Source organism: Bartonella vinsonii subsp. vinsonii (assembly GCF_902825235.1).
GTDB classification, from domain to species: domain Bacteria; phylum Pseudomonadota; class Alphaproteobacteria; order Rhizobiales; family Rhizobiaceae; genus Bartonella; species Bartonella vinsonii.
On sequence record NZ_CADEAJ010000002.1, the window covers coordinates 193,360 to 219,737 of the forward strand.

General features: G+C 40.6%; 22 protein-coding genes and 1 other RNA gene. 14 read left to right on the forward strand and 9 right to left on the reverse strand.

The features are described 5' to 3' along the window. Positions 1-53: 53 nt before the first annotated feature. From J7R12_RS03330 to ligA, 12 genes are all read left to right on the forward strand, one after another. Positions 54-1,211 (forward strand): FtsW/RodA/SpoVE family cell cycle protein, encoded by a 1,158-nt coding sequence (locus J7R12_RS03330; protein ID WP_126603576.1) that lies wholly within the window; start codon positions 54-56, stop codon positions 1,209-1,211. Then, a complete protein-coding gene (gene murG / locus J7R12_RS03335; protein WP_126603575.1) occupies positions 1,201-2,337 on the forward strand; it encodes an undecaprenyldiphospho-muramoylpentapeptide beta-N-acetylglucosaminyltransferase in 1,137 nt (378 codons plus the stop codon). Before J7R12_RS03330 ends, murG begins: the two co-directional genes overlap by 11 nt. Beyond that, positions 2,321-3,748 carry a UDP-N-acetylmuramate--L-alanine ligase gene (gene murC / locus J7R12_RS03340; RefSeq protein WP_126603574.1) on the forward strand — a complete coding sequence of 476 codons (1,428 nt, stop codon included), beginning with the start codon at positions 2,321-2,323 and terminating at the stop codon, positions 3,746-3,748. Before murG ends, murC begins: the two co-directional genes overlap by 17 nt. Then, a complete protein-coding gene (murB, locus tag J7R12_RS03345) occupies positions 3,726-4,703 on the forward strand; it encodes a UDP-N-acetylmuramate dehydrogenase (protein WP_126603573.1) in 978 nt (325 codons plus the stop codon). The genes murC and murB overlap by 23 nt, the downstream gene beginning before the upstream one ends. 240 nt (positions 4,704-4,943) lie before the next feature. Beyond that, positions 4,944-5,864: a D-alanine--D-alanine ligase gene (locus J7R12_RS03350; RefSeq protein ID WP_126603572.1), complete on the forward strand. Its 921-nt coding sequence runs from the start codon at positions 4,944-4,946 to the stop codon at positions 5,862-5,864. Further along, a complete protein-coding gene (locus tag J7R12_RS03355; protein ID WP_126603571.1) occupies positions 5,852-6,760 on the forward strand; it encodes a cell division protein FtsQ/DivIB in 909 nt (302 codons plus the stop codon). The genes J7R12_RS03350 and J7R12_RS03355 overlap by 13 nt, the downstream gene beginning before the upstream one ends. Continuing rightward, a complete protein-coding gene (ftsA, locus tag J7R12_RS03360) occupies positions 6,757-8,058 on the forward strand; it encodes a cell division protein FtsA (RefSeq protein WP_126603570.1) in 1,302 nt (433 codons plus the stop codon). Before J7R12_RS03355 ends, ftsA begins: the two co-directional genes overlap by 4 nt. 65 nt (positions 8,059-8,123) lie before the next feature. Continuing rightward, entirely contained in the window at positions 8,124-9,878 is a 1,755-nt protein-coding gene (gene ftsZ / locus J7R12_RS03365) for a cell division protein FtsZ (RefSeq protein WP_126603569.1), read from the forward strand. A 213-nt stretch (positions 9,879-10,091) separates the two neighbouring features. Beyond that, on the forward strand, positions 10,092-10,964 hold the full coding sequence (lpxC, locus tag J7R12_RS03370; protein ID WP_197721502.1) for a UDP-3-O-acyl-N-acetylglucosamine deacetylase: 873 nt from the start codon (positions 10,092-10,094) through the stop codon (positions 10,962-10,964). A gap of 170 nt (positions 10,965-11,134) precedes the next feature. Next, positions 11,135-12,028, forward strand: a complete 894-nt coding sequence (locus tag J7R12_RS03375; RefSeq protein WP_126603567.1) for an outer membrane protein assembly factor BamD — start codon at positions 11,135-11,137, stop codon at positions 12,026-12,028. A gap of 6 nt (positions 12,029-12,034) precedes the next feature. Then, positions 12,035-13,696 (forward strand): DNA repair protein RecN, encoded by a 1,662-nt coding sequence (recN, locus tag J7R12_RS03380; protein ID WP_126603566.1) that lies wholly within the window; start codon positions 12,035-12,037, stop codon positions 13,694-13,696. A 92-nt stretch (positions 13,697-13,788) separates the two neighbouring features. After that, the gene (gene ligA / locus J7R12_RS03385; RefSeq protein ID WP_126603565.1) at positions 13,789-15,948 is read left to right on the forward strand and encodes an NAD-dependent DNA ligase LigA; all 2,160 of its coding nucleotides are present in this window, start codon (positions 13,789-13,791) and stop codon (positions 15,946-15,948) included. Between the two features lie 398 nt (positions 15,949-16,346). Here ligA and J7R12_RS03390 read toward each other — a convergent pair whose 3' ends face one another. From J7R12_RS03390 to J7R12_RS03400, 3 genes are read right to left on the reverse strand one after another with little or no spacing between them, the layout of a single operon-like run. Further along, complete coding sequence (locus J7R12_RS03390; protein WP_126603564.1) at positions 16,347-18,173, reverse strand: aminopeptidase P family protein; 1,827 nt, start codon at positions 18,171-18,173, stop codon at positions 16,347-16,349. Between the two features lie 17 nt (positions 18,174-18,190). Further along, the gene (locus J7R12_RS03395) at positions 18,191-19,060 is read right to left on the reverse strand and encodes a 50S ribosomal protein L11 methyltransferase (RefSeq protein WP_126603563.1); all 870 of its coding nucleotides are present in this window, start codon (positions 19,058-19,060) and stop codon (positions 18,191-18,193) included. Between the two features lie 28 nt (positions 19,061-19,088). After that, positions 19,089-19,670 carry an SCO family protein gene (locus J7R12_RS03400; RefSeq protein ID WP_126603562.1) on the reverse strand — a complete coding sequence of 194 codons (582 nt, stop codon included), beginning with the start codon at positions 19,668-19,670 and terminating at the stop codon, positions 19,089-19,091. 139 nt (positions 19,671-19,809) lie between these two features. On the opposite strand from J7R12_RS03400, the gene J7R12_RS03405 reads away from it, so the two are divergent. After that, the gene (locus tag J7R12_RS03405; RefSeq protein WP_126604046.1) at positions 19,810-20,439 is read left to right on the forward strand and encodes a DapH/DapD/GlmU-related protein; all 630 of its coding nucleotides are present in this window, start codon (positions 19,810-19,812) and stop codon (positions 20,437-20,439) included. A gap of 59 nt (positions 20,440-20,498) precedes the next feature. Here the strand turns inward: J7R12_RS03405 and J7R12_RS03410 are convergent, their stop codons facing one another. The 5 genes from J7R12_RS03410 to ssrA form a co-directional block, all read right to left on the reverse strand. Next, positions 20,499-22,835 carry an ATP-dependent helicase gene (locus J7R12_RS03410; RefSeq protein ID WP_126603561.1) on the reverse strand — a complete coding sequence of 779 codons (2,337 nt, stop codon included), beginning with the start codon at positions 22,833-22,835 and terminating at the stop codon, positions 20,499-20,501. A 111-nt stretch (positions 22,836-22,946) separates the two neighbouring features. Then, positions 22,947-23,198, reverse strand: a complete 252-nt coding sequence (locus J7R12_RS03415) for a ribbon-helix-helix domain-containing protein (RefSeq protein ID WP_126603560.1) — start codon at positions 23,196-23,198, stop codon at positions 22,947-22,949. Between the two features lie 5 nt (positions 23,199-23,203). After that, entirely contained in the window at positions 23,204-23,392 is a 189-nt protein-coding gene (locus tag J7R12_RS03420) for a DUF4169 family protein (RefSeq protein WP_126603559.1), read from the reverse strand. A 12-nt stretch (positions 23,393-23,404) separates the two neighbouring features. Next, entirely contained in the window at positions 23,405-23,929 is a 525-nt protein-coding gene (locus J7R12_RS03425) for an SspB family protein (RefSeq protein WP_126603558.1), read from the reverse strand. Positions 23,930-24,101: 172 nt separating this feature from the next. After that, positions 24,102-24,456: a transfer-messenger RNA gene (gene ssrA, locus J7R12_RS03430) on the reverse strand. Positions 24,457-24,553: 97 nt separating this feature from the next. On the opposite strand from ssrA, the gene J7R12_RS03435 reads away from it, so the two are divergent. Beyond that, the gene (locus J7R12_RS03435) at positions 24,554-24,859 is read left to right on the forward strand and encodes a DUF2853 family protein (RefSeq protein WP_126603557.1); all 306 of its coding nucleotides are present in this window, start codon (positions 24,554-24,556) and stop codon (positions 24,857-24,859) included. Between the two features lie 74 nt (positions 24,860-24,933). Here the strand turns inward: J7R12_RS03435 and J7R12_RS03440 are convergent, their stop codons facing one another. Beyond that, entirely contained in the window at positions 24,934-26,241 is a 1,308-nt protein-coding gene (locus J7R12_RS03440; RefSeq protein ID WP_126603556.1) for an MFS family transporter, read from the reverse strand. Positions 26,242-26,378: the final 137 nt, after the last annotated feature.

Genomic DNA, 26,378 nt, shown 5'->3' on the forward strand with positions numbered 1-26,378 from the left:
GGTGGAAACCCTATCACTTTGAGTAGAATGATGAAAAGAATAAGGTAGATATAATGGTCACGCGTGCAGATAGAGATCCAATTGCTAATTGGTGGTGGACGATTGATCGCTCTATCTTTGCTGCTTGTTTGATTTTAATGGGGATTGGCATTATGTTGTCTTTTGCAGCAAGCCCCACTATTGCAAAAAAAATTGGAATTGCTGATAGTTTTTATTTTGTTAAGTGGCATATCATTTTTAGTATTCCAGCGTTTTTTACGATGGTTACACTTTCTTTTTTTTCGCTTCGTAATATTCGTCGTTTATGTGCTCTTTTGCTCATTGTAACGCTTGTTCTCATGGTTGCAACCTTGTTTGTTGGTCCAGAATTAAAGGGAGCGCGGCGGTGGATCCCTCTCTTTGGTTTTTCTGTACAAGCTTCAGAATTTATGAAACCAGCTTTTGTGGTGATGTCTGCTTGGCTTTTTTCGGAACGTATACGGGGGAGGAGTATTCTCGGCTACACATTAGCTACTGCACTTTATGCTGTTTGTTGTGTGCTTCTTGTCCTACAACCTGATATTGGTCAAACACTTTTAATAAGTGCCACATGGGGCGGTTTGTTTTTTATTGCTGGTGTGCCACTTACCATTATTTTCTTGTTTCTTGTTTTAGGCATTGTAGGAATTGTTTTCGCATATTTTTTTCTTCACCATGTTCGCGAACGTATCAATAGTTTTTTGACGGGGGAAGGAGATACCTTTCAAGTGGATGTAGGACGCGATGCTATTTTGAATGGTGGTTGGTTTGGGAAAGGACCGGGAGAAGGAACAGTGAAACGTATTATTCCTGATAGCCATACAGATTTTGTGTTTTCCGTTGCTGCTGAAGAATATGGTATTATCCTCTGTCTTTTCATTATGATGCTTTTTGGCTTTATTGTTATACGTTCGTTGTATATAGCATTAAATACACGTGATTCATTTATACGTCTTGGTATTACTGGCATAGCGATGATGATTGGCTTTCAATCGGCTATTAATATGGCAGTTAATCTTCATTTAATCCCTCCCAAAGGTATGACATTGCCGTTTATTTCTTATGGTGGTTCGTCTATGGTGGCGATTGCATTTTCAATGGGTATTTTGCTGAGTTTAACACGCCGTTGGCCAGAAGCACGCCTTTCAGCTTTTCCTTCTTCTTCTGTTTTGGATACCACTTATGACCCATAAAAAAGTTATTGTTTTGGTGGCTGGTGGTACAGGTGGGCATCTTTTCCCTGCTGAAGCACTTGCTGTGGAATTAAGACAGCGTGGATATGATGTCCATTTGGCGACAGATGAAAGAGCTCGCTGTTTTGTTCGCTGTTTTGATGAGGAGCATACGCATATATTATCATCAGCAACATTTACACGGCGTCATCCTTTCGCGCTCATAAAAACATGTTGGGCTTTGTTAAAAGGAATGGGGCAATCATTGGCGTTGTTTTATAAATTGCGTCCTGTTCTTGTTGGGGGGTTTGGAGGATATCCTACTTTTCCTCCTCTTGTTGTGGCTGCCTTTATGAGGCGTGTAACATTTATTCATGAACAAAATGCCGTTATGGGGCGTGCCAATCGGGTATTGGCAACTTTTGTGCATGCAATAGCAGGTGGTTTGTTGTCGTCAAATCATACTTATGCGCATAAAATACTTCTTACGGGCAATCCTGTGCGTGAGGCTGTTCTTAAAGCAGCAGAAATTCCTTATCATCCATCAACTGGTGAAAAGCCATTTCATTTCTTAATTTTTGGTGGTAGCCAAGGGGCTTCTTCTTTTTCGAAAATCGTTCCTGCAGCAATTGCTTTGTTGGATGATAAAAACCGTAAGCGCTTACGGATTGTCCAACAAGTTCGGGGTGAGGCTGGAGAATTGATAAAAATCTATCAGGCGATGGGTGTGCAAGCAGAGATTGCCTCTTTTTTTGATGATATGGCTGAACGTATGGCACAGTCTCATTTTATTTTATCACGTGCTGGTGCGTCATCTGTTTGTGAAATAGCTGTGATTGGTCGTCCCGCTTTGCTTATCCCATATCCTTATGCTTTAGATCATGATCAGGCAGAAAATGCAGCACTTCTTGCACGTGTGGAAGCTGCTCAGATTGTATTGGAAAAAGATTTAACTGAGCAAAAACTCGCCTCTCTCTTAACAGAAGCTTGTTGTGCACCGCACTTATTAGAAAAACAAGCGCTTGCTGCAAAAAAAGTTGGACAACCTTATGCAACCATTCGCCTTGCTGATATGGCTGAAGCGTTGATTGCGGGACAATCATTGTCAGATATAAAAGAGGAGTTTTTTAATGAAAATGCCGCTTAATATAGGCGTTATCCATTTTATCGGAATTGGTGGTATTGGCATGAGTGGAATTGCTGAGGTTTTTCATAATTTTGGCTATAAAGTTCAAGGGTCAGATCAAGTTGAGAGTGCAAATGTTGAACGTTTACGAGGAAAAGGAATTCACGTTCATATAGGTCATCATGCTGAAAATTTAGGAGACGCAGAGGTTGTTGTTTTTTCTACTGCTGTAAAAAAAACAAACCTTGAATATATTGCTGCGAAAGAAAGACATTTGCCGCTTGTAAGGCGTGCGGAAATGCTAGCGGAGCTCATGCGGTTTCGTCGGGCGATTGCTGTTGGTGGTACGCATGGTAAAACAACAACCACATCAATGGTCGCTGCACTTCTTGTTGCTGGTCATTTGGATCCGGTGGTCATTAATGGCGGTATTATCAATGCTTATGGTACGAATACGCGTATGGGAGAAGGGGATTGGATGGTCGTTGAGGCCGATGAAAGCGATGGTACATTTTTAAAGTTACCTGCTGATATTGCTGTTGTTACGAATATCGATGCTGAACATTTGGATCATTATGGGAATTTTGATGCTGTACGTCAGGCTTTTTGGCAATTTGTAGAGAATGTTCCTTTTTACGGTTTTGCTGTTTTATGTCTTGACCATCCAGAGGTTCAGTCATTGGCTAGTCGTATTGATGATCGTTGGGTGATCACATATGGTGCAAATCCACAAGCAGATGTTCGTTTTCTTAATCTTTCGATGGATGGTCAAAAAACGCATTTTGATGTTCTTATTCGTTCGCGCAAAACAGGTAGAAAGACTGAGTTGAACAATTTAATTTTGCCAATGTCTGGGCAACACAATGTTTCTAACGCGACGGCAGCGATTGCTATTGCGCATGAACTTGGTATTTCAAATGAAACTATAAAAAAGGGCTTAGCAGAATTTGGTGGAGTAAAACGGCGTTTTACGCAAACAGGAAGTTGGCGTGGCATTGAAATATTTGATGATTATGGGCATCATCCTGTTGAAATAAAGGCTGTTTTATGTGCAGCACGTGAGAGTACAAAAGGGCGTGTGATTGCGATTGCACAACCACATCGTTATTCGCGTTTGTATCATTTATTTGATGATTTTGCTGCTTGTTTTAATGATGCAGATACAGTGTTGATTGCACCCGTTTATGCAGCCGGTGAGGAACCTATCACTGGTTTTGGTGCGAGAGAATTGGTGGAACATATTCAAATGGCTGGTCATCGCGATGTGCGTTTGATTCATGGTCTAGAGGATGTTGTTTCGATTGTCTCTACATTTGCTCGCTCGGGGGATTATGTGGTTTTTCTTGGTGCTGGCAATATCACACAGTGGGCTTGTGCATTGCCTCATCAATTGGCGGTACTTGATAATAATGATAAATTTTCAGCACATTGATGGAGAAGCGCTGTTGGCGCGATTACAACCGATGTTGGGCGAAATAAAAGGTAAGCTTACACCTAATGTTGAGATGCGTAAGGTGACGTGGTTTCGCACGGGTGGACGAGCAGAACTTTTTTATCAACCGGCAGATGAAGCAGATTTAGCTCTTTTTCTTCAAAATCTTCCTGTGTCTGTTCCTGTAACGATTGTGGGGATTGGTTCTAATCTTCTGGTGCGTGATGGGGGAATTCCCGGTGTTGTTATTCGTCTTTCGGCTAAAGGTTTTGGCCAAGTACGACAAGTTTCTCCAACGCGTTTTTTTGTTGGTGCTGCTACGGCAGATAAACATTTGGCAGCAGCGGCTTTAGAAGCTGAGATTGCAGGTTTTCATTTTTATCATGGTATTCCTGGAGGTGTTGGGGGAGCACTTAAAATGAATGCAGGGGCGAATGGTATTGAGACAGCAGCACGTGTTGTTGAGGTTTATGCCTTTGATCGTAAAGGACGGCGTCATATCTTGAGTTTGAAGGATATGCAATATTCTTATCGCCATTGTAATGTTCCTGAAGACTTTATTTTTACTGCTGCTTTGTTGGAAGGACAACGAGGAAATCAAGACAAGATTCGGGCAGCTATGGATGAAGTTGCACTCCATCGAGAAACTGTCCAACCTATTCGCGAAAAAACAGGTGGTTCAACTTTTCGAAATCCTGAAGGTACTTCTGCGTGGCGCGTTATTGATGAAGCAGGATGTCGTGGTTTGCGGGTTGGTGGTGCTCAAATGAGCGAAATGCACTGTAATTTTATGATTAATACGGGGCAAGCAACAGGCTATGATCTTGAAGCATTGGGGGAAAAAGTGCGTGCTCGTGTTTTTGCTCACTCATCTCATCTGTTACAGTGGGAGATATGGCGTATTGGTCAATTTGAACAAGGTCGTTATGTTCCTTCTTTTGATCAGTCCCATTGATTTATTGAGTGCATTAAAAAACTACAATAAAAAATTGAGTCATTTCAAAGAGATAATAAAAAAAATCCATTAAGAATCAATAAATTAACAGAGAAGCTCTTGCGTCTTGCGCCTGAGTCTGATTCATTATGAAAAATGCTAGGTATTTGATTCGCAAGGATAAATCTTAGTATTTTCTGTATATGGTATGAGTGGTTTTTAGGTGGTCTATATATGGTAGACAGAGGAGGGTGAGTTGTTATGAAGGATGAACATATAGCTGTATTAATGGGGGGATTTTCTTCCGAACGGTCTGTAAGTTTGTCTTCAGGTGCTGCTTGTGCTGATATTCTTGAAGCTCAGGGGTATCGTGTAAGTCGCGTGGATGTTGATGGTCATATTGCTTCTGTTCTTGAACAGTTGCAGCCTGATATCGCTTTCAATGCATTGCATGGGCCCTTCGGTGAAGATGGTCGTATTCAGGGTATTCTTGAATATTTAAAAATTCCTTATACCCATTCTGGGGTGATGGCATCAGCATTGGCGATGGATAAGGGGCGTGCAAAAATTATTGTTGCGAGCGTTGGAGTTTCTGTTGCACCTTCTTGTGTTATGAACCGCTTTGCTGTTGGGAGAGTACATCCCATGGAGCCTCCTTATGTCATTAAGCCTGTGTGTGAAGGGTCCAGTTTTGGTGTTGTGATTGTCAAAGAAAATGAATCTGCGCCGCCCCATCATATTATGGGGACTGAATGGGGGTATGCGGATGAGGTGATTGTTGAAAAATACATTCCTGGTCGTGAACTTACTTGTGCTGTTTTGGGAAATGAGGTGCTGGATGTTTGTGAAATTCTCCCCGACCAGCACTTTCAATTCTATAATTATGATTCAAAATATAAAATGGGTGGCTCTCTTCACATTTGTCCCGCACCACTTTCATCAAATATTTACCAAAAGGTGCAAAGAATGTCATTAGCTGCGCATCAGGCGATAGGTTGTCGAGGTGTTAGCCGTTCTGATTTTCGTTTTAATGAGGAAACGGAAGAATTGGTTTGGCTTGAAATCAATACCCAACCCGGTATGACATCAACGTCTCTTTTTCCTGATATTGCAAAAGCGAGTGGTCGTACTTATGGCGATATTGTTCAATGGATGGTGGAGGACGCGTCGTGTATGCGTTGAATGTTGATAAAACAAATGTTTCGATGGAGGTGTTGTTCGTGTCAGTTTTGCCACGTCTTTATCGTCGTGTGCTCCGGTTTATGTTTGAGTTTATAGCCGGTATTCATGTTCCTCGCCACTTGGGATCTTTTGCAGTTTTATTGTTTTTCTTTTTTACAGTGCTTTATGGACTTTTATCAAGTGGTCATATGGGAATGATTGTAAAGACTGTAATAGCAGATACTGGTTTTGTGATTACTGATGTCGACATAAATGGTAATAAGCGCTTAGTAAAACAGGAAGTTTTGAAAATTTTAGGACTTGATACTGCTGCATCTATATTCACTTTTGATGTTGACAGGGCACGTTTTCTTTTAGAACAGCAAGCTTGGGTTCAATCAGCTAATATTCAAAAAATTTATCCCAATAGAGTGCGTATTTCTGTTGTGGAGCGTGAACCTTATGCAATTTGGCAACATGATGGTGTGATGGATATTATTGATGATACAGGTCGTGTCATTTTGCCCTTTAAAGGAGGAGTTGTTTGGGAGTTGCCTCTTGTCGTTGGGAAGGGTGCGCAAAATGCTGCTAAAATGTTTCTTCAAGAGCTTTTGGTATATCCGCAGTTGTACAGTCGTGTTCGCGCTTTTGTGCGTGTAGGTGAACGGCGTTGGGATTTGGTCTTGGATAATGGCGTGCGCGTTATGTTACCTGAAAAGAGCGCACTTGAAAGGCTTTCTTTTCTTCTTAAGACAGAGACAGCACAAGATCTTTTTTCTCGCGATATTCTCAGTCTTGATTTGCGTCTTTCTGATCGTATTACAGTTTCTTTGTCGGATGAGGCGTTAGAGCGTCGTGCTGCTGTTGTGGCAGAAGAAGAACGCATTTTAAAAGCACGAAAGGCAGGAAGCCTATGATGTTGCTCGGATCACATCATATGGGGGGACGTAAACCACGTTTTTTGACGGTTCTTGATGTCGGCTCAAGTAAGATTGTCTGTTTTATTGCTTGTTTACGTTCTTTGAAACATACGCATTATTTACATGGTCGTACACATTCTATCGAGATCCTAGGATTTGGAGTGCAGCGTTCACGCGGTATCAAATCTGGTGTTGTGATGGATATGTTTGAAGCAGAGCAATCAATACGCTTGGCTGTTGATGCGGCAGAAAAAATGGCTGGTTTGGTAGTAGATTCGGTGATTGTAAACTTTTCTTCAAGCCGATTACAAAGCGCTCTTATTAATGGCATGGTGCGTTTGGATGGCCGTGAAATAACACGCCGTGATGTGCGTATGGCATTTTCAGATGTTTCTCGCAAAGCTTTTGATGCAGAGCGTCATGTCATGCATTCCGTCCCCGTCTCTTATGTATTGGATGGAGATAAAGGAATTTCTGATCCTGTTGGAATGGCAGGGGAGTTGTTTGGTGTGGATGTGCATGTGGTGACAGCAGAAACAGCGTCTTTGCGTAATTTAGAAACTTGCATTAATCGTGCACATTTGAGTGTTGAAGCAATGGTTGCAACCCCTTTTGCAAGTGGTCTTGCTGTTTTGATGAATGATGAGGCGCATTTAGGGGCGGCATGTATCGATTTCGGTGGTGGGACAACAACATTTTCAGTGTTTTTTGAGGGGAAATTTGTTCATGCGGATGCTCTTGCAGTTGGTGGACATCACGTGACGCTTGATATTGCGCGTGGATTTTCTATGTCACTTACAGAGGCAGAACGTTTAAAGGTTGTCTATGGTTCAGCACTTCAGACAAGTGCTGATGAACAGCATATGATTAATGTAGCAGAGATTGGGAATGGACATCATGAAACGCAATATCCTCGTGCTGTTCTTGGTCGTATCATTCGGGCACGTGTTGAAGAAATCTTAGAGATGGTGCGTGATTGTTTAAATCGTTCTGGTTTTTGTCACATTATTGGTAAACGTGTTATTTTGACTGGGGGGGCAAGCCAGTTAACAGGATTGCCAGAGATGGCACGGCGTATTTTAGGAAGAAATGTTCGTATAGGGCGGCCTTTGGGTATCTCGAGGCTTCCTTCCCTTGCAAAAGGGGCGGCGTTTACATCTGCTGTTGGATTGTTGATTTATCCGCAATTGATGGGGTTTGAAGAAAAAACAATGCAGGGTGCAGTGAATCATTTATCGATGGGCACGCGTGGGTATTTTCAGCGTGTCGGTCAATGGTTGCGTGAGAGTTTTTAAGTAAGTCTATAGAGGTATAAATTTCATCGCTTTAGCTTGCGGTGTCTTATGAGAAGGAAAAGGAAATGACGATTAATCTGCATCGGCCAGATATCGCGGAATTGAAGCCACGCATTACCGTTTTTGGTGTTGGCGGTGGTGGTGGGAATGCCGTGAATAATATGATTAATGCTGGTCTTCAGGGAGTTGATTTTGTTGTGGCAAATACAGATGCACAGGCTTTGGCTATGTCAAAGGCTGAACGTGTTATCCAGCTTGGTGCAGCAGTTACAGAAGGTTTAGGTGCTGGTGCTTTGCCAGAAGTGGGACAAGCGGCTGCAGATGAATGTATTGATGAGATTATTGATCATCTAGCAGATTCCCATATGGTTTTCATTACTGCTGGTATGGGGGGAGGTACCGGAACTGGGGCGGCGCCTGTTGTGGCTCGTGCGGCACGTGAAAAAGGTATTTTAACTGTTGGTGTTGTGACAAAGCCATTTCAGTTTGAAGGTGCACGCCGTATGAAAACGGCAGAGGCTGGTATTGAAGAATTACAAAAGTCTGTCGATACATTGATTGTTATTCCTAATCAGAATCTTTTTCGTATTGCAGATGAAAAAACAACATTTGCTGATGCTTTTGCTATGGCTGACCAAGTGCTTTATTCTGGTGTTGCTTCCATTACGGATTTGATGATTAAAGAAGGGCTCATTAATCTTGATTTTGCTGATGTTCGTTCTGTTATGCATGAAATGGGGCGTGCGATGATGGGAACTGGTGAGGCATCTGGTGATGGCCGTGCTTTGGCTGCTGCTGAAGCTGCTATTGCAAATCCATTGTTGGATGATACTTCTATGCGTGGTGCGCGTGGCTTACTCATTTCTATTACTGGTGGTCGTGATATGACTCTCTTTGAAGTAGATGAAGCTGCTAATCGTATTCGTGAAGAAGTAGATGCGGATGCGAATGTTATCTTTGGCGCTATTGATGATGAGTCACTAGAGGGTGTTATTCGTGTCTCTGTGGTGGCGACGGGTATTGATCGTGAGGTTAGTGAGATTGTTCAACCCTCTCATACTCAATTTCAAAAACCTGCACCTTCCATGCGCAAGAGCGATTCTGCTATGCCGCAGACTTCTTTGCATGTTCAGTCCCCTCCCTTACGTTCTGAGTCAATGGTAGAAGTGATAGAAGCACTTGAAATAGAAAACGGCAAATCAGCTGGAGAACAGTTCCGTCCTAAAAGTCAAATTTTTGCACAACCTGCAGATGCTGTTGTTGCACGAAATGCGAATGCTACTCCTTATGGAGCAAGTGCTGTGCATGGGCAGACGTCAAATGCGCCACGTATGCAAGTTGGCCGTGGTTCTCCGCAATCTATGATTGCACCAGTAAGCATGGAGGCAACTGCACATGTTCTTGATGAGATGACAGAAGTTGTGAAACAGAAAGACAAGCAGGTACAACAGATGCAAGTACGTTCACCTATGCGTATGCCTGAGTTAAAGGATTTTCCCCCTGTTGTTCATGACCAACATGTGAGGTCATCTGCAGCTGGCCAAGGTCCTCGTAATCTTTGGCAACGTTTGAAACAGAGTTTAACACATCGTGAGGAAGTAGAGCCAGAAGCTCGGCTAGAGCCTGCTGTGAGATCTTCTCAACAACCAAAAGCGCGTGTTTATAATAAAAGTTCTCAGGCATTGTCTCAGGATGCGTCTATTTATGTTCCACGTCGCTCTGGTGCCTTACACCCTCCTGTGCCGCAAGATCAGCGTAATTTTATAAGTGAAGAAGACCAATTAGAAATACCAGCGTTTTTGCGTCGTCAGGCCAATTAATTGGCAAAAAGTGAGGAAAGGGAGGAATTTTTACTCCTTTTTCTATGGCGAAAAAAAACTTTGTGTAGTTAGATATACTGCGTTTTTGAGGGAATATTTTGTTTTTTGTAAACCCGCTTCTCATAAGCGGGTTTATTATTTACTTTGCATATCATTTTTATGGTTTTATAACTGTTTTTAAAAAGCGTAAAAGCAATTCAATGTAGTGATGTGATGAATCTGGTGCAAAAATATCAATCCACTCTTAAAAAAACTGTGACATTTAAGGGTTATGGTGTTCACAGTGGGGGAAAATCTGTGGTGAAGATTTATCCAGCCGATGTTGGCTGTGGGATTGTTTTTAAGCGTTGTGGATTAGACGGAACAGATCAAATATTTCAAGCGCATGCATCGCAAACGGGAATGACTCAATTATCAACGGTGCTTGGCCATGGAGAGTACAGAATTGAAACAATTGAACATTTAATGGCTGCAATTGCTGCGTATAATTTGGATAATCTTGTTATCGAAGTGTCAAGTCATGAGATACCTATTTTGGATGGTTCTGCATGGCAGTATTGTCAAGCTTTTGAAGAAGTTGGCATTGTACAGCAGAATGCGTTGCGTTCCTATTTTATCATAAAAAAGCCACTGCGCGTTGAAGTTGGTAGTGGTGTTGCAGAGTTTCTGCCGTTTAATGGGCGTCGTTTTGATATAACGATTTCTTTTTCTTCTTCTGCTATTGGTAAGCAACACTTCATTTTTGATCTTACGACAAAGGGATTTCGAGATGATTTATCCCGTGCGCGCACTTTTGGTTTTGTCAAAGACGTGGAAAAATTATGGGCTTCTGGAAAAGGGAGAGGCGCTTCTTTGGAAAACTCTCTTGTTATCGGTCTTGATGATAAAATCATGAATTCAGATGGTCCTTATTGGGAGAATGAATGTGTGCGACACAAAATGCTTGATGCGATTGGTGATACTGCTTTACTTGGAGCACCTTTTATTGGATTATTTCGCTCCTATTGTAGTGGGCATAGGATTAATTCGCAATTGGTGAAAGCTGTTTTGGCAGACGAATCGTGTTACGAAGAAAGTTACTTATAGGTGACATGAGAGAGAGATTGAAAAGATTTTCTTATGGTTGATTTGATTTTTAAGGGGATGATTGACCTAAGCCACTAAATTGGTTAGTGGATTTTAAAGTGATATGGTATAAAAATTTTTAATAAATAACTTTTGCTACAAGGTGATATTCTCTGGAGGCCGAGAAAACTATGATAAATTCTTATAGATGTATTGAAAATTTGGCATATAGGAAATCTAATATTGTGTGCAAGGTATTGGGGGTTATGCTTTTGGGGAGCACTTGCATGTTAGCAGGTTGTTTATTTAAAGAGAAAAATACCCTTGATCCTTCTGCATATGTTTTAAAAATGGATCCACCGGATGTTTTATACAATCAGGCACTTGCTAGCCTTAATAGTGGACGACTTGGAGATGCATCGAAAAAGTTCCTTACGATTGAAAAACAGTATGCTTATACTGACTGGGGACGTAAATCCTTAGTGATGGGTGCTTTTACAAATTATCGGCTTGGCAAGTATGATGATTCAATTAGCATGGCTCAGCGCTATATTACTCTTTATCCAGGATCAGATGATTCTGCTTATGCTTATTATATTATTGGGCTTTCTTCTTTCCGTCGGATTGCAGATGTTACACGAGATCAACGCGATACGAAGCGTGCTATTGCTGCTATGCAGCTTCTCATAGAGCGCTATCCGCATTCTGAATATGTTGAAGATGCTAAAGCGAAAATACGTTTTGGTCGAGAGCAGTTGGCTGGTAAAGAAATGCAGGTTGGCCGTTATTATGAAGAAGGTCGACGCTACCTTGCAGCAAGTAGAAGATTTCGTACGGTGGTTGAAGAGTATTCCGATACAAATCAGATTGAAGAAGCACTTTTCCGCTTGACGGAAGTTAATCTTGCTCTTGGCTTAACTTCGGAAGCGCAGACAGCAGCAGCTATTTTAGGACGGAATTATCCTAAAAGTGAGTGGTATAAGTTTTCTTATAATTTATTGCAAAAGAATAGCATATCTCCACAGGAGCATAAATCTTCTTGGATCTCACATGCTTTAAGTGGTGGTAAGAATAAGGCACGTTGATTTTATATGCTGGTGCAGCTTTCGATTCATAATATTGTTTTGATCGAAACGCTTGATATTCATTTCACAGCGGGTTTATCGGTTTTAACTGGAGAAACAGGCGCTGGGAAGTCTATCCTTCTTGATGCTTTGTCGTTGGCTCTTGGGGGGCGGGGGGATGCTTCGCTTGTGCGTCATGGTGCTGACCGCGGGCAGGTGACAGCTGTCTTTGATGTGCCTGTTTCGCATCCTGCACGCCAGCTTATCCGTGAAAATGGTTTTGATGATGAAGGCGATATCATTTTACGACGTGTGCAATCAAGTGATGGTCGTAGCCGTGTTTTTATTAATGATCAGGTCGCTAGTGTTGCGTTGATGCGTAATGTTGGTCGTCTGTTGGTTGAAATCCATGGGCAACATGATGATCGCGCCCTTGTTGATGTTGCAACACATCGCCAGTTATTAGATGCTTTTGGGGGGCTTGAGGATGAAACAGAAAATTTGCGGCAGTGCTATCGGATATGGCGTGAATTTGAAGAAAGCCTGCAAAAACAGCGTATAAAGGTAGAGGATGCTGTGCGTGAGGCCGATTATCTTCGTGCATGTGTGGAAGAGCTTGAAAAGCTTGATTTTCAAGTTGGAGAAGAAGAGATACTTTCTCTTCGTCGGGCAGATATGCTGAAATTAGAAAAAATAGCAACGGATATTAAAGAGGCTGATGATCTCTTAAGTGGGCCTAAATCACCAATTCCTGTCCTTTCCAATTTGGTGAGACGTTTGGAGCGGAAAATCTCTGAAGCGCAAGAGCTCATTACACCTGTGGTGAAATCTATTGATGAGGCATTACATGCACTTGCAACAGCACAAGAGGGAATCGAAGAGGCCGTGCGGGCATTGGATTTTGATACTGGTGAATTGGAACGGATAGAGGAGCGTCTTTTTGCTCTTCGTGGTTTTGCTCGTAAATATCATGTTTCTGCAGATGAATTGGCTCTATTGCGTGATAAAATGGATGCCGAACTTGCTCATTTTGAGGAGGCACAAGCTGCATTAACGCATTTTGAACATGAGGCACGGGAAGCACAAAAAAAATATGATATCTTAGCGCAAGCGTTATCAATAAAGCGTCGAGAAGTAGCAAAGCACTTGTCTGAAAATGTTATGGCTGAATTACCGGCATTGAAATTGGAAAAAGCAGAGTTTATTGTTGAAATACAAAGTGATGCTGAAAAACGAAGTGCAGAAGGGATAGATCGTATTGAATATTGGGTTCGGACAAATCCTGGAACACGGGCGGGACCAATGCTTAGTGTGGCTTCGGGTGGTGAACTGTCTCGTTTTTTATTAGCGTTAAAAGTTGTTTTGTCTGATCGTGGATCAGCTCCTACATTGATCTTTGATGAAATTGATACGGGGGTTGGGGGAGCTGTTGCAGCTGCCATTGGACAACGATTACAGCGTTTATCAAAAACTGTTCAGGTTTTTGCTATTACACATGCGCCACAGGTAGCCTCCAAAGCGCATAGTCACTTTCTTATTTCAAAGGTTGAAAGTAATGATAAAGGGCGTTTTATGACGGGGGTGCATAAGATGGAGGAGCATGAGCGTGCAGAAGAAATTGCCCGCATGTTAGCAGGAGAGCAAATTACTCAAGAGGCGCGTGCAGCTGCTCAAAAGCTTCTCACATAGATAGAATTGACGCGCATGCGTTCATCGAGGTTCTATTTGTACAGAAGAGTTGAGAACCTTATGGCCATGGCCCATAACTTGGAATAGATTTTATGAACAAGGACGCAATTAAAAACTTAACTGCTCTTGAAGCAGCAAGTGAATTAGAGTGGTTGGCAAAAGAGATTGCACGTCATGATGTGCTTTATAATAGTGAGGACCAGCCTGAAATTTCTGATGCAGAATATGATGCTCTTCGTCGCCGTAATGCAGAAATTGAATCCCTTTTTCCGGAGCTTATTCGTTCGGATTCTCCTTCATATAAAATTGGAGCGCCCGTTTCTGAGAAGTTTGAAAAATCCGTTCATACACAGGCAATGCTTTCACTTGATAATGCATTTAGCTTTGAAGATGTAAGTGAATTTGTTGAGCGTGTTCGTCGTTTTTTACGGCTTCCAGCAACACAAGCGTTAGAAATAACTGCTGAGCCGAAGATTGATGGTTTATCTCTCTCTTTACGCTATGAAAAAGGAAGACTTGTGCGTGCTGCAACGCGTGGTGATGGATATGTGGGTGAAAATGTTACAGTAAATGCACGGACCATTTCTGATATTCCTCAAGTTTTGCAGGGTAAATTTCCTGATATTATTGAGGTTCGCGGTGAAGTTTATATGGGGCAGGAAGATTTTCAAGAACTTAATAGGAGTCAACAGGAGAAAGGCAAGTTAATTTTTGCTAATCCTAGGAATGCGGCTGCAGGTTCGCTACGTCAGCTTAATTCACGGATAACTGCTAGTAGAAAGCTACAATTTTTCGCTTATGCTTGTGGTGAAGTGAGTGAAATGTTTGCAGAAAGCCAAATGGAGATGATGAAAAAGTTAAAAGAATATGGTTTTGTCATCAACCCATTAACAAAAGTTTTTAAGACAGTAGAAGAGATGCTTTCATATTATCATGATATCGAGGAATGCCGTCATTCCTTAAGTTATGATATAGATGGGATTGTTTATAAGGTTAATGATTTAATGCTCCAGATGCGTTTGGGGTTTGTTTCTCGTTCACCACGTTGGGCAATTGCGCATAAATTTCCAGCAGAAAAGGCTATGACGCTTTTAGAAGGCATTGATATTCAGGTTGGTCGAACGGGAGCATTAACGCCTGTTGCGCGTCTTGCACCTATTACTGTTGGTGGGGTGGTGGTGACCAATGCAAGTTTGCATAATGAGGATTATATTAAGGGAATTGGCCATAAAGGAGAGCCTATTCGTGAAGGCCGTGATATTCGTGTCGGCGATACAGTGGTTGTGCAGCGCGCTGGTGATGTGATCCCTCAGATTGTTGATATTATTGCTGAAAAGCGTCCAAAAGACGCCTCTGCTTTTGTTTTTCCTCACTTATGTCCAGCTTGTGGGAGCCATGCTGTTCGTGAAGAGGGTGAGGCTGTGCGTCGATGCACAGGTGGGCTTATTTGCCCAGCACAAGCAATTGAGCGTATTCGTCATTTTGTTTCACGTAATGCCTTTGATATTGAGGGGCTTGGGAAAAAGCAGGTGGAGTTCTTTTTCCATGTTCAAGATGAGACGTTTTCTATTCATACACCTGCTGATATTTTCACTTTACAGCGACGGCAAGAAAAATCTTTGACGCGTTTAGAAAATATGGAAGGTTTTGGCGCTGTTTCAGTTCGTAAACTTTATGATGCCATTAATGCGCGCCGTGAAATTCCTCTAAGTCGTTTTTTGTTTGCGCTAGGAATTCGCCATGTGGGAGAGGTTAATGCACGGCGTCTTGCACGTGCTTATCAAAATTATACAGCTTTTGAAGCTGCGGTGATGGCAGCACTTATGCCATGTGGTGAGAAAAATGAACAAGGCAATGAAGCTTGGATAGAGCTTACCAATATTGAAGGAATTGGACCACAGGTAGGGAGTGCAATTATTGATTTTTATCAAGAAGCGCATAACCGTGAGGTTTTGTCTGTCTTGCTTGAGGAAGTAACACCTCTAGATGAGGAACCTGTTATGACAGATTCTTCTCCAATAGCAGGAAAGGTTATTGTTTTTACAGGAACTTTGGCACGCATGTCACGCGATGAAGCAAAAGCATTAGCAGAACGATTAGGTGCAAAGACCTCTGGTTCACTTTCTAAAAAAACCAATCTTCTTGTTGTTGGAGCTGGCGCAGGATCGAAGTTAGCCAAAGCGCAAGAGTTAGGGGTTGAAGCTATAGATGAAGAGACTTGGTTGCAGTTGATTGAAGGACATTATGTTTAGGGAAGTGATGCTTCAAGTATGATGAGAATTCACTTGTTTTTATCATTCTTCAAAAGGCGCGATTTATGGATGTTAAAAATCAACATGTACTTTTAAGAAATCTTATCATTCTCTTTAGTGCTGTAAAAAAATTATCCTTTAGGATGATGATATAATAAAAGTTTCTATAAAGAAAAGGGGGATATAACTGTCTGGAGTTGATAGGATAGGAGTTAAAGCACTCTCACTTGCAAGTTTATTCTCCTTGTTCCACACGAGTTTAGCTTTACCAGCAAAAAAACTTGAAGTATTTTAGAAAAATATTTTTTGAATTTCCTGACAGTATATACGTTTTTCTTTTACAAAAAGAAGGTACAGTGTTTTGTAAGAAGAGGAAGAAGATGTTTGTGCTTCTTCATTTAAAGAGGCATTGTTGCTTCTTTTGCCCATTTTTTATCTTCTTCATTTAAATAAGGTGCATTAACCTGATAGACATGCGCATGATAATCATTGAGCCATTGCTGTTCTTCTCGTGTCAAAAGTTCTGGAAGAATTAAGCGTCGGTCAATGGGACAATTTGTGAGTGTTTCAAACGAGAGCATTTCTATCTCTCCACCGTTCATTTTTTGTGCTGGTTTTACAATGAGTAAATTTTCAATACGAATACCAAAAGCGCCTTCACGGTAATATCCAGGTTCATTAGAAATAATCATTCCAGGGATTAATTCTTGGCTCCCATTGCGCGAAAGATTTTGTGGTCCTTCATGGACAGAAAGATAAGATCCAACTCCATGACCAGTACCATGGGCATAATCAAAACCTGCTTTCCATAAGGCGATACGTGCGAGACTATCAAGATCTTGTCCGCGTGTTCCTTTTGGAAAGCATGCAGTTGAAAGAGCAATCATGCCTTTGAGGACAAGAGTGAAACAGCGTTTCTCTTCTTGGCCAATATTGCCAATTGCTACAGTGCGTGTAACATCTGTTGTGCCATCGCGGTATTGTCCACCTGAATCAATAAGATAAAGTTCACCAGCATTGAGCTTTTTATTTGTTTGGGTTGTTACACGATAATGGACAATAGCACCATTTGCCCCTACTGCTGAGATTGTATCAAAAGAGAGATCTTCAAGTTTTTCTCCCATTTCCTTTGCTGTCGTTATGCGAAATTCTTCTAATTTTTGAGCAGCAGAAATTTCACTTATTGTGCCTAGTGTTTGTTTATCTAACCAAGAAAAAAAACGAGTAAGAGCTACACCATCGCGCAAGTGCGCTTTACGTGCACCATTTAGTTCTGTGCTATTTTTAATGGCACGTGGTAGAGCAGCAGGATCAGTAAGCGTAAGGAAAGACCCGCTTTGTTGTTCGATAACGGTGCGTAATTTTTCGCATGTTAGCCGTGGATCTAAAGCAAAAACTGTTCCTTTTTGAACATAATCTTTGATCTTTGCAATAAGTTGTTCTGGTTCATATAATTTTGCATAATGTTCTAGATATTGTTTCTGTTCTATCTCCAATTTTTTGCTGTTAAGAAATAAAATAGGTGTTTCTTCGATAGGAATGAGGGCAAAGCAAAGGACAAAAGGTGTATTGGATACATCATTGCCACGTATATTGAATGTCCATGCAATAGAGGAGGGGTCTGTGAAAATAAAAGCATCTGCATTGGCTTGCTTGATATTCTGCTGAATTAAGGTCAGCTTTTCATTTGTATCGCGTCCAGCATATTTGAGAGGATGAATTGATAGAGCAGATTGTGGAAATTGTGGTTGATCATGCCAGATAAGGTCAATAAGATTTTGTTGAACTGCTACAAGTTTTCCACCTGCTTTAGTTTCTAATGCGTTTTTTAATGTATCAGTGGCAGTGATGGTGTGGAGCCATGGATCAAAGCCAATAGAAAGCTTTTGCCCATTTTTTTCAAGCCATTGTGAGGGAGGACAAGTTACGAGGTCTTCATAGTCAAAAATGTGTGGATCAGTTTGCTGGCGGACTTGGAGTGTATAGCGTCCATCTGTGAATATAATGGCTTTGTTTTTTAAAATGAGTGCAGTACCCGATGAACCCGTAAAGCCAGTAAGCCAGCTAAGGCGTTGAGCATGTGGGGGAACATATTCTCCTTGATGTTCATCGCTACGCGGAACAAGAAAGCCATCTAGTCCGAGGCGATCAAGTTCTTTACGAAGAGAGGAAATGCGCTCTGCAGCGTGGGCTGGATTTGTTGTTGCCTCAAAAGATTGATACATAACAACGTCCTTTTCATTTATTTTAGATGTATAGTCACCCATCCTTGACGGTGGTATGTTTCAATATGTTTTAAACCCTGCTTTATATAAGCTTCCAACACATGAGCGTGTTGTTCTTCAAGAATTCCAGACAGTATCAGTGATCCACCTTTTTGGAGTGCTTGTACCATTTCTTGTGCAAGTTCAATAAGTGGATTAGCAAGGATATTGGCAACGATAAGATCAAAGGGTGCCCGTGATGCAATTTTATCATGGGAAAAACCCGTTGCTGTAACAGCTGTAATATATTTCTTTACGCCATTGAGTTCGATATTGTGTTGTGCAACTTGAATAGCAATGGGATCAATATCGGATGCAAGTACGCAAACAGGTTTGAGCATTGCGATGCCGATGGCAAGGACACCGCTACCGGTACCAAGATCAAGAACATTTTTTGGATTTTCGTGTTTTATCACTTTGGCAATCATTTCCAAACAACCCGCTGTTGTTCCATGATGTCCGGTACCAAAAGCTTGATTAGCTTCAATTTCAATAGGCAAAACATTGGGTGGAATATCGTTTCGGTTATGGCTTCCGTGTACAAAAAAAGGTCCAGCACGCACAGGTGTTAGTCCTTCAAGGCTTTGTTTAACCCAGTCAATATTGGGTAAAATTTCACGGTTAATTTTTTCAGAATCTATAGAAAGAATGTTTGCAAATTGTTTGGAAGCATTCTCTAAGTTTTCTTTATCCACATAAAGAGAGAGTTCATATACAGCATGTTTTTCATCTATCTCGGTAAGAGCGAGAGGATATCCTTCGTCTTCAAAGGCTTTTTCCATAAGTGTGTAGGACCGCTCTGCTTCATTTTTAGAAGCAGTATAATACAGACGAATTTGCTGTGACATTTTGTTCTTTCTTTTAATCGGCTTTTATTTAGCTTGAGACGAGTTTTTTCAGCTGTTCAATAGCGATATTGTCTTTTATTTCAGTATCGCTCTCTTTGGTGTCATAAGGAATAACACCAGCGAGCTTTCCGCCTTTTTTTAGTAAAAAAATTGCTGCTGTGTGGTTATAAGTGTAATTTCCGTCTGTTCCTAGTACTTTTTCAGCAACGATATTAAAAGAATCTACCATTTTATGAACTTTTTCAGGATCTCCACTAATACCAATAATTTTATTGTTAAAATTACTGAGGTAATTATGGAGCACTTCTGGTGTGTCACGTTCAGGATCAACTGTAACAAACCATATTCCTAATTTATCAGCCTTTGGTCCAAGAGCTGTCAACCATCGGTCGAGATTGATCAGTGTAGTAGGGCAGCTTTCAGGGCACATGGTGAAGCCAAAGAAAATAATTGAAGGCTGGCTTCGAATATCAACTTCGGTGATCGTTTTTCCATTGGAATCAGTGAGTATAAAATCATCCCCCAAGGGTTTATTTCTCAACGCATCATAAATGAAAATGCCTGAAAGAAATATGATTGTTAGCCCGAAGATGCGTATTACATTTTTCATAGTCTGACTCTCTTAGGTGGATCAGAAAATTGTAACATTGGCTGGTTAACTTTGCAATCTCTGTTTCATGGTTGATTTTGTTTTGCTTGTCGGTATGTTTTTTCATGTTATTTACGGAAAAACAATTGGTGAAAGAGAAATGGATATTGAGAAAGATCTTCGGTTCCATAAGAGCGATCCCCGTATTCATACCACAGCACGGTTGCATGGTTGTAAATTGGGACGCTATGTGGAAATCAATGAGAGGGTTGTTTTGCGAGATGTAAGCGTTGGAGATTTTTCTTATTTTGAGCGTAACAGTGAAGCTATTTATGGTGATATTGGGCGTTTTTGTTCTATTGCATCTCATGTCTGTGTCAATGCACTAGAGCATCCCATAGAACGCCTTTCGACGCATAAAATAACCTATCGTCCTAACGAATATTTCCGCTATATGCCGTTAGAGAGTTCCTTTCGTGAAGGACGTTGTGCAAAACGTGTGATCATTGGGCATGATGTATGGATTGGACATGGCGCGGTTATTATGCCCGGGATTACAATTGGACATGGTGCTATCATTGGTGCTAACGCTGTTGTCACAAAAGATATTTTACCTTATACGATTGTTACTGGCGTTCCTGCAAAGCGGTTGCGTATGCGTTTTCCTGACAATGTCATTCAGACACTTTTGGAAATGGCTTGGTGGAATTGGCCGCTTGATAAAATTTACAACGCATTGCCCGATATGCAAAAGCTTCCCATCGAAATTTTTATCGAAAAGTGGAAGTAAGGCTCAAAATAAAATCAAAAAGGGTTCTTCCTTTGGAAAGATGATTTTATTATGTTTCATTAAACCTTGCTTACAAAATTGTCGAGTACACGCTTTTCTCCAGCTTTTTCAAACATAATAGTTAATTTATGATCATCTATTGCTGTGATACGACCATAACCGAACTTTATATGAAAAATCCGATCATTGATTGCAAAATTTGAAGGTGTTTCAGCAACTGATTGAACGAAGGCTTTTCCTTCAATGTTCTTTTGTACACGCTTCTGTTTTAAGGGAGCATAATTATTGTAAAAGGAATTATGATCTTTAAAAGAGGATTTGCCATAACCGCCATAAGATGTTCCCATTTCTATAAATTCTATGTGTTCTGCTGGCAATTCATCTAGGAAACGGGAGGGAAGCGCAGGTTGCCAAAGTCCATGAACTTTTCTATTAGAGACAAACCATATATGCAAATGTTTTTTTGCTCTTGTGAGTCCTACATAGGCTAGTCGCCGTTCTTCTTCTAATCCTAAACGGCCACCTTCATCCAATGAGCGTTGGTGGGGAAAAAGACCTTCTTCCCAACCAGGCAGAAAAACGGTTTCAAATTCAAGCCCTTTTGCTGAATGAAGTGTCATGATGTTGACCGCATCGGTGTTTTCATTATTTTCAGCATCCATCACAAGGGCAACATGTTCTAAAAAGCTGTGAAGGCTTTCAAATTGTTCCATAGAGCGGATCATTTCTTTGAGATTTTCTAACCGTGTTGGTGCTTCTGGGGAGCGATCTTCTTGCCACATAGCTGTGTAGCCTGAATCCTCAAGAATTGTTTCAGCAAGTTCTCTGTGGGGGGTGTATGGCAGCATATTTTGCCAGCGACGAAAGTCTTCAATAATGCTTCGCAAAGCACTGCGTGCTTTGGGCTTCAGCTCATCTGTTTCAATGATTGCTGCTGCAGCAGAAAAAAGAGGAATAGTGCGTGCACGAGCACTCTCATAAAGGGTGCGTAGGGTTGCATCTCCTAAGCCGCGTTTAGGTGTGTTGATAATGCGTTCAAAAGCTAAATCATCTGCTGGTTGGACAACAACGCGTAAATAAGCCATGGCATCACGTATTTCCATTCGTTCATAAAAGCGTGGGCCACCAATGACGCGGTAGTTAAGACCAAGCGTTACAAAACGATCTTCAAATTCACGCATCTGGAATGATGCACGCACTAATATAGCCATATGATTTAATGAATGACCGTTTTGTTGGGCGCGTTCAATTTCTTCTCCAATTGCACGTGCTTCCTCTCCTGAATCCCATGCAGCATGAATTTTTACTTTTTCTTCTTCAGTATTTACTTGATGAGAAAAAAGCGTTTTTCCGAGCCTTTCTTGGTTATGTGAAATGAGATGAGAAGCCGTTTTGAGAATGTGTGATGTTGAGCGATAATTGCGTTCTAAACGAATAATTTTTGCAGGAGGAAAATCTTTTTCAAAACGCAATATATTATCGACTTGAGCACCGCGCCACCCGTAAATAGATTGGTCATCATCACCAACACAACAAAGGTTTACATGTTGTCCTTTGGATTGTTGCGCTAAAAGGCGAAGCCAAAGATATTGTGCTGTATTTGTATCTTGATATTCATCTACAAGAATATAACGAAATTTAGAGTGATATTCGCGAAGAATATCTGGATTATGTTGAAAGATAGAAATTGAATGAAGCAGAAGATCACCGAAATCACAAGCATTAAGAGTTTTTAATCTCTCCTGATAGCTGCGGTAAAGTTTACGTCCCATGCCGTTTCCAAAGGAATGGGCATCACCTTCTGAAATGCGTTCTGGTGAAAGTCCTTGATTTTTCCAAGAATCGATCATCATTGCAAAGCTTCGTGCGGGCCAACGCTTGTCGTCCAATCCTTCAGCTTGAATAAGCTGTTTTAAAAGTCTTACGACATCATCGCTATCAAGAATTGTAAAGTTACTTTTTAAATCAACAAGTTCTGCATGGCGGCGCAAAATTTTTGCACCGGTGGAATGGAAAGTTCCAAGCCAAGGCATGCCTTCAACAATTTCACCAATAAATGCACCAATCCGCATTTTCATTTCGCGTGCTGCTTTGTTGGTGAAAGTTACAGCAAGTATCTGCTTAGGAGAGGCAAGACCGGAGTGCAAAATATGAGAAATGCGGGTCGTTAAAACGCGTGTTTTTCCAGTACCAGCACCCGCAAGAACCAAAAGAGGTCCTTCTGTATTCATGACGGCTTGTTGCTGTTCTGGATTGAGTTGTTCTAAATAATCGGAATCACATTGCGTTTTTTCTTTTGCTCTTCCAGCGTGAATAGGGGGGCCAGAGCTCTTTTCATTGGGAGGTAGAGAGCCATCTTCTTCAAAGAATGGTATGTGATCAAGAAAATTATTCATTATACCTTTTGTGTAGTCTTTTTTTCATCTGAGTGCTAGGTCTAAAAAAGTTTTCTTAAAAAAGCTGCAATATCTTTGGTTGAATTAAGGAAATGGAGATCATCGAAAATGTTACAAACGCTGAGCAAGAACACTTTGAAGTACATAAAGGCGCAATGAAGCGGAAAGATTCACTTGTTGAGGTCTTTTTCTATCAATATCAGTGATAATAAAGGCTAAAGATTGGCCCTTTTTGCGTGCTATGGATTTAAGAATGTCTAGAAATGGTTGTTCTAAAGAGACACTTGTTGCATGTCCATTAATTCGAACAGATATTTTCCGCAAGACCATTTTTGACCAATCAATAGGATTATCTTCGTGCATCGTTTTTACTCTTGTTCGTTGCACCATAAACGATTTTGTTCAAAAAACTTCTGCGTTTTTGAAGATTCTTTTTGCTCGATTTTTTTTTCAGCTTTTGTTCGTCCAAAACGATAGCGATTCTCTTCTGCAAGAACAGCTTGTTTTGCCCGCTTTTTTTGCTTTCGGAATTGACGAAGGTTAATGAGTTCAGTCATAGGCAAGTTTATTTATTTTTTTCGAAAGGAATCTAAAGAAACAACATCAGCACTTTGTTTGGTATCATTGTTTGAGGAGTCTTTATTCGTGCTAAGATTTTCTTTTTTGGGTTTATCCGATAGCATGATAGGCGAAGTTGGAGTATTTTCTAAATTTTTATCTTCTCCAGAGGTAAGGTTTGAGGGTAGATCAAACGCTGCTTCAAATGATGCTATAGGGTCATAAAATATTTGGATAGACGTAAAAGGAATTACTAATTTTTCAGTGATTTCTTTAAAAGAGAGCGTTACTTCAAAAGCCGTTTCCGAGACACTTAAATCTCTGAACTGATGTTGTAATACAATTGTCATTTGTTCAGGGTAACGATTTTTAAGCCGAGAAGAAATTTTAATACCTGGAGCAGTTGTTAGAAAAGTAATAAAAAAATGGTGATTTCCCGGAAGACCTGCTTTGGCAACTTCCAATAAAACTTTACGGATAACCCCGCGAAGTGCATCCTGAACGAGAATATCGTAACGGATTTGATCTTGAACCATCGAAGTTTCTTCCTTTTATTTCACATGGCAGATAAGCGTGCGTAATATTGTGCAATAGAATATCTTTTTAGGCTAGTAATATTTTGCCTACTATGCATTTAAATCAACCGAAAAATAATAAGAAATTTTATGATAAAGAATGTCTGAAAGATCAATCAATAACATTTATAAAAGTGAAGGCTTCTGTTGCCAGGTGCCTCCGAACCCCGCTTAAACCTGCGACGGTTTAAGACTTAAATTGAAACATTCGCACTGCATTAAGCAGCGAGACGTGCTTCCGCATAGTTGTCATTTGCAACTACTCATTTAGTCCGATAACGGTGGTACTATGCCGAGTAAAAGAGCAATCTTTACGCTCTTGTCGATCCTATTTCGCCCCCACCAAAATATAATTTTTTCATTATATTTTGGTGGAGGCGCCGGGTACCGCCCCCGGGTCCAACGAGTTTATTCCATTGTCCATTTATTACCATAGCTGGCAAGCCAGCCCTTTAAATATAGATGAAGAACGTTCTTTAGAAAAGGGGGGGGTTGTTAATATTTTAAATCCTCTAATTATTTATGAAGCTATATGGCGCGGTTGTAAAATACAGCCGCCAATTCTTGGAGAGGAGATGGAGCAAAATGAGCAATGATCTAGCAGATATTAAATTATATGACAAAAATCCCGATGAGGCTGCAATAGAAAGGCTTCGTCATCGCTTAGCGTTAGTGATGAAAAAACAGGATGCATCACTTGTTGCTACATCGGATCCAAAAGAGTTAGAACGCGTTGAAAAATGGGTTCAAGATGTGTTAGGCGCTGATGAGCAGAGGGCTAAAATGGCTGTATCAAAAGTTGCAGAAATGATGTCTGGAGATCGCAGAAAAAGTCGTATGACTTTCTATTATTTGGTAGCCAAACAATTAAACGCACTTGATAAAATTTAAACAATTTTAAAATTCAATTTTGCTCAATAAAAAAAGCCCAAAGAATTTTGGGCTTTTTGTTTAACATCGAAGGTTTAATCGGTTTCGTTTTCTTGAAGATATCCTCCTTTGCTCATATCCGGTATAAAAAGGGTGGCAATGAATGCAATGATCATTACGCCGATTACGTAAAAATAAAACAGTGATTCATGTCCTATATTTTTTAATCCAAGTGCTACGTATTCGGCAGAACCACCAAAGAGTGCATTGCCAATAGCATGAGAGAGACCAACTCCCAGTGCTCGGACTGAAGAGGGAAACATTGCTGATTTTACGACACCAGAGATGGATGTATACATGCTCATAATACAGAGTATTCCAATAATGGTTGATAACGCAATCCATGGATTATGCGCGTAACCGATTATGAGAAGTCCAGGAATCGTAAAGAGAGTAGAGAGTGCACTCCAAAGGATAAGTAAATTTCTTGTCCCAATTTTATCAGCTAGGATACCAAATATGGGTTGGAGTAATATGAAAATAAAGAGTGCCGCGGTCATTACAGTTGTAGCAGTATGTTTATCAAAACCGGTAGTTGTGATCAGATATTTCTGCATATAAGTCGTACAAGTGTAAAATGTGAGAGATCCTCCAGAGGCAAAAAGAACAATTACAAAAAATGCTTTTGTGTGTTTGCTTAGAAGCTCTTTAAGACTCCCAGTGTGTTTTTGAGAGCGGCTTTCTTTGGTAGTTGTTTCATGAAGTGAACGACGTAGATAAAGTACAACGAATGCTCCCAATCCACCAATGGCAAATGGAATACGCCAGCCCCATGTTCTTAATTGATCTTCCGTTAGATAAAGTGCCAGAATGAATATAATAAAACTGGCTAAAAGTTGACCAGTAATAAGCGTACCAGATTGGAAAGAAGCGAAGAGACCGCGGTGTTTTTTAAGGGAAACTTCGCTTATATAAGTTGCAGCTGTACCATATTCACCACCTGCTGAAAGTCCCTGCATCATACGGATTAGGAGAAGAAGAATTGCTGCAGTTCTCCCTAAAGTTTCATAAGTGGGAAGTATGGCAATGAGAAAAGAGCCCCCACACATCATAAGAATAGATATGAGCATCGAGTTTTTGCGTCCATAACGATCAGCAATAAAGCCAAAAAGCCAACTTCCAATTGGGCGCATAAGAAAACCAATAAAGAAGATCCCTGCAGTTTTAAAAAATTGGGTAACAACATCGCCATCTGAAGGGAAAAATTGTGGTGCAAAGTAAATAGATGCAAATGAGTAAACGTAAAAATCATACCACTCTACTAGATTCCCTGATGCGCTAGATATGATAGCGAAGATACGTTTTCTTGTATCATGTTGTACTAAAGTTGTTTCATTTTTCATGAGATGTTCCCTTTTTAAATTTATAGTTGATATTTTCTAACCATAATTGTTTATGATTTCCAGAAAAATTCAATTGTATAATGATTGTTTTTATGAAAACTATTTAAAATAAAATACTTTTTAAGTTTAAATTATTT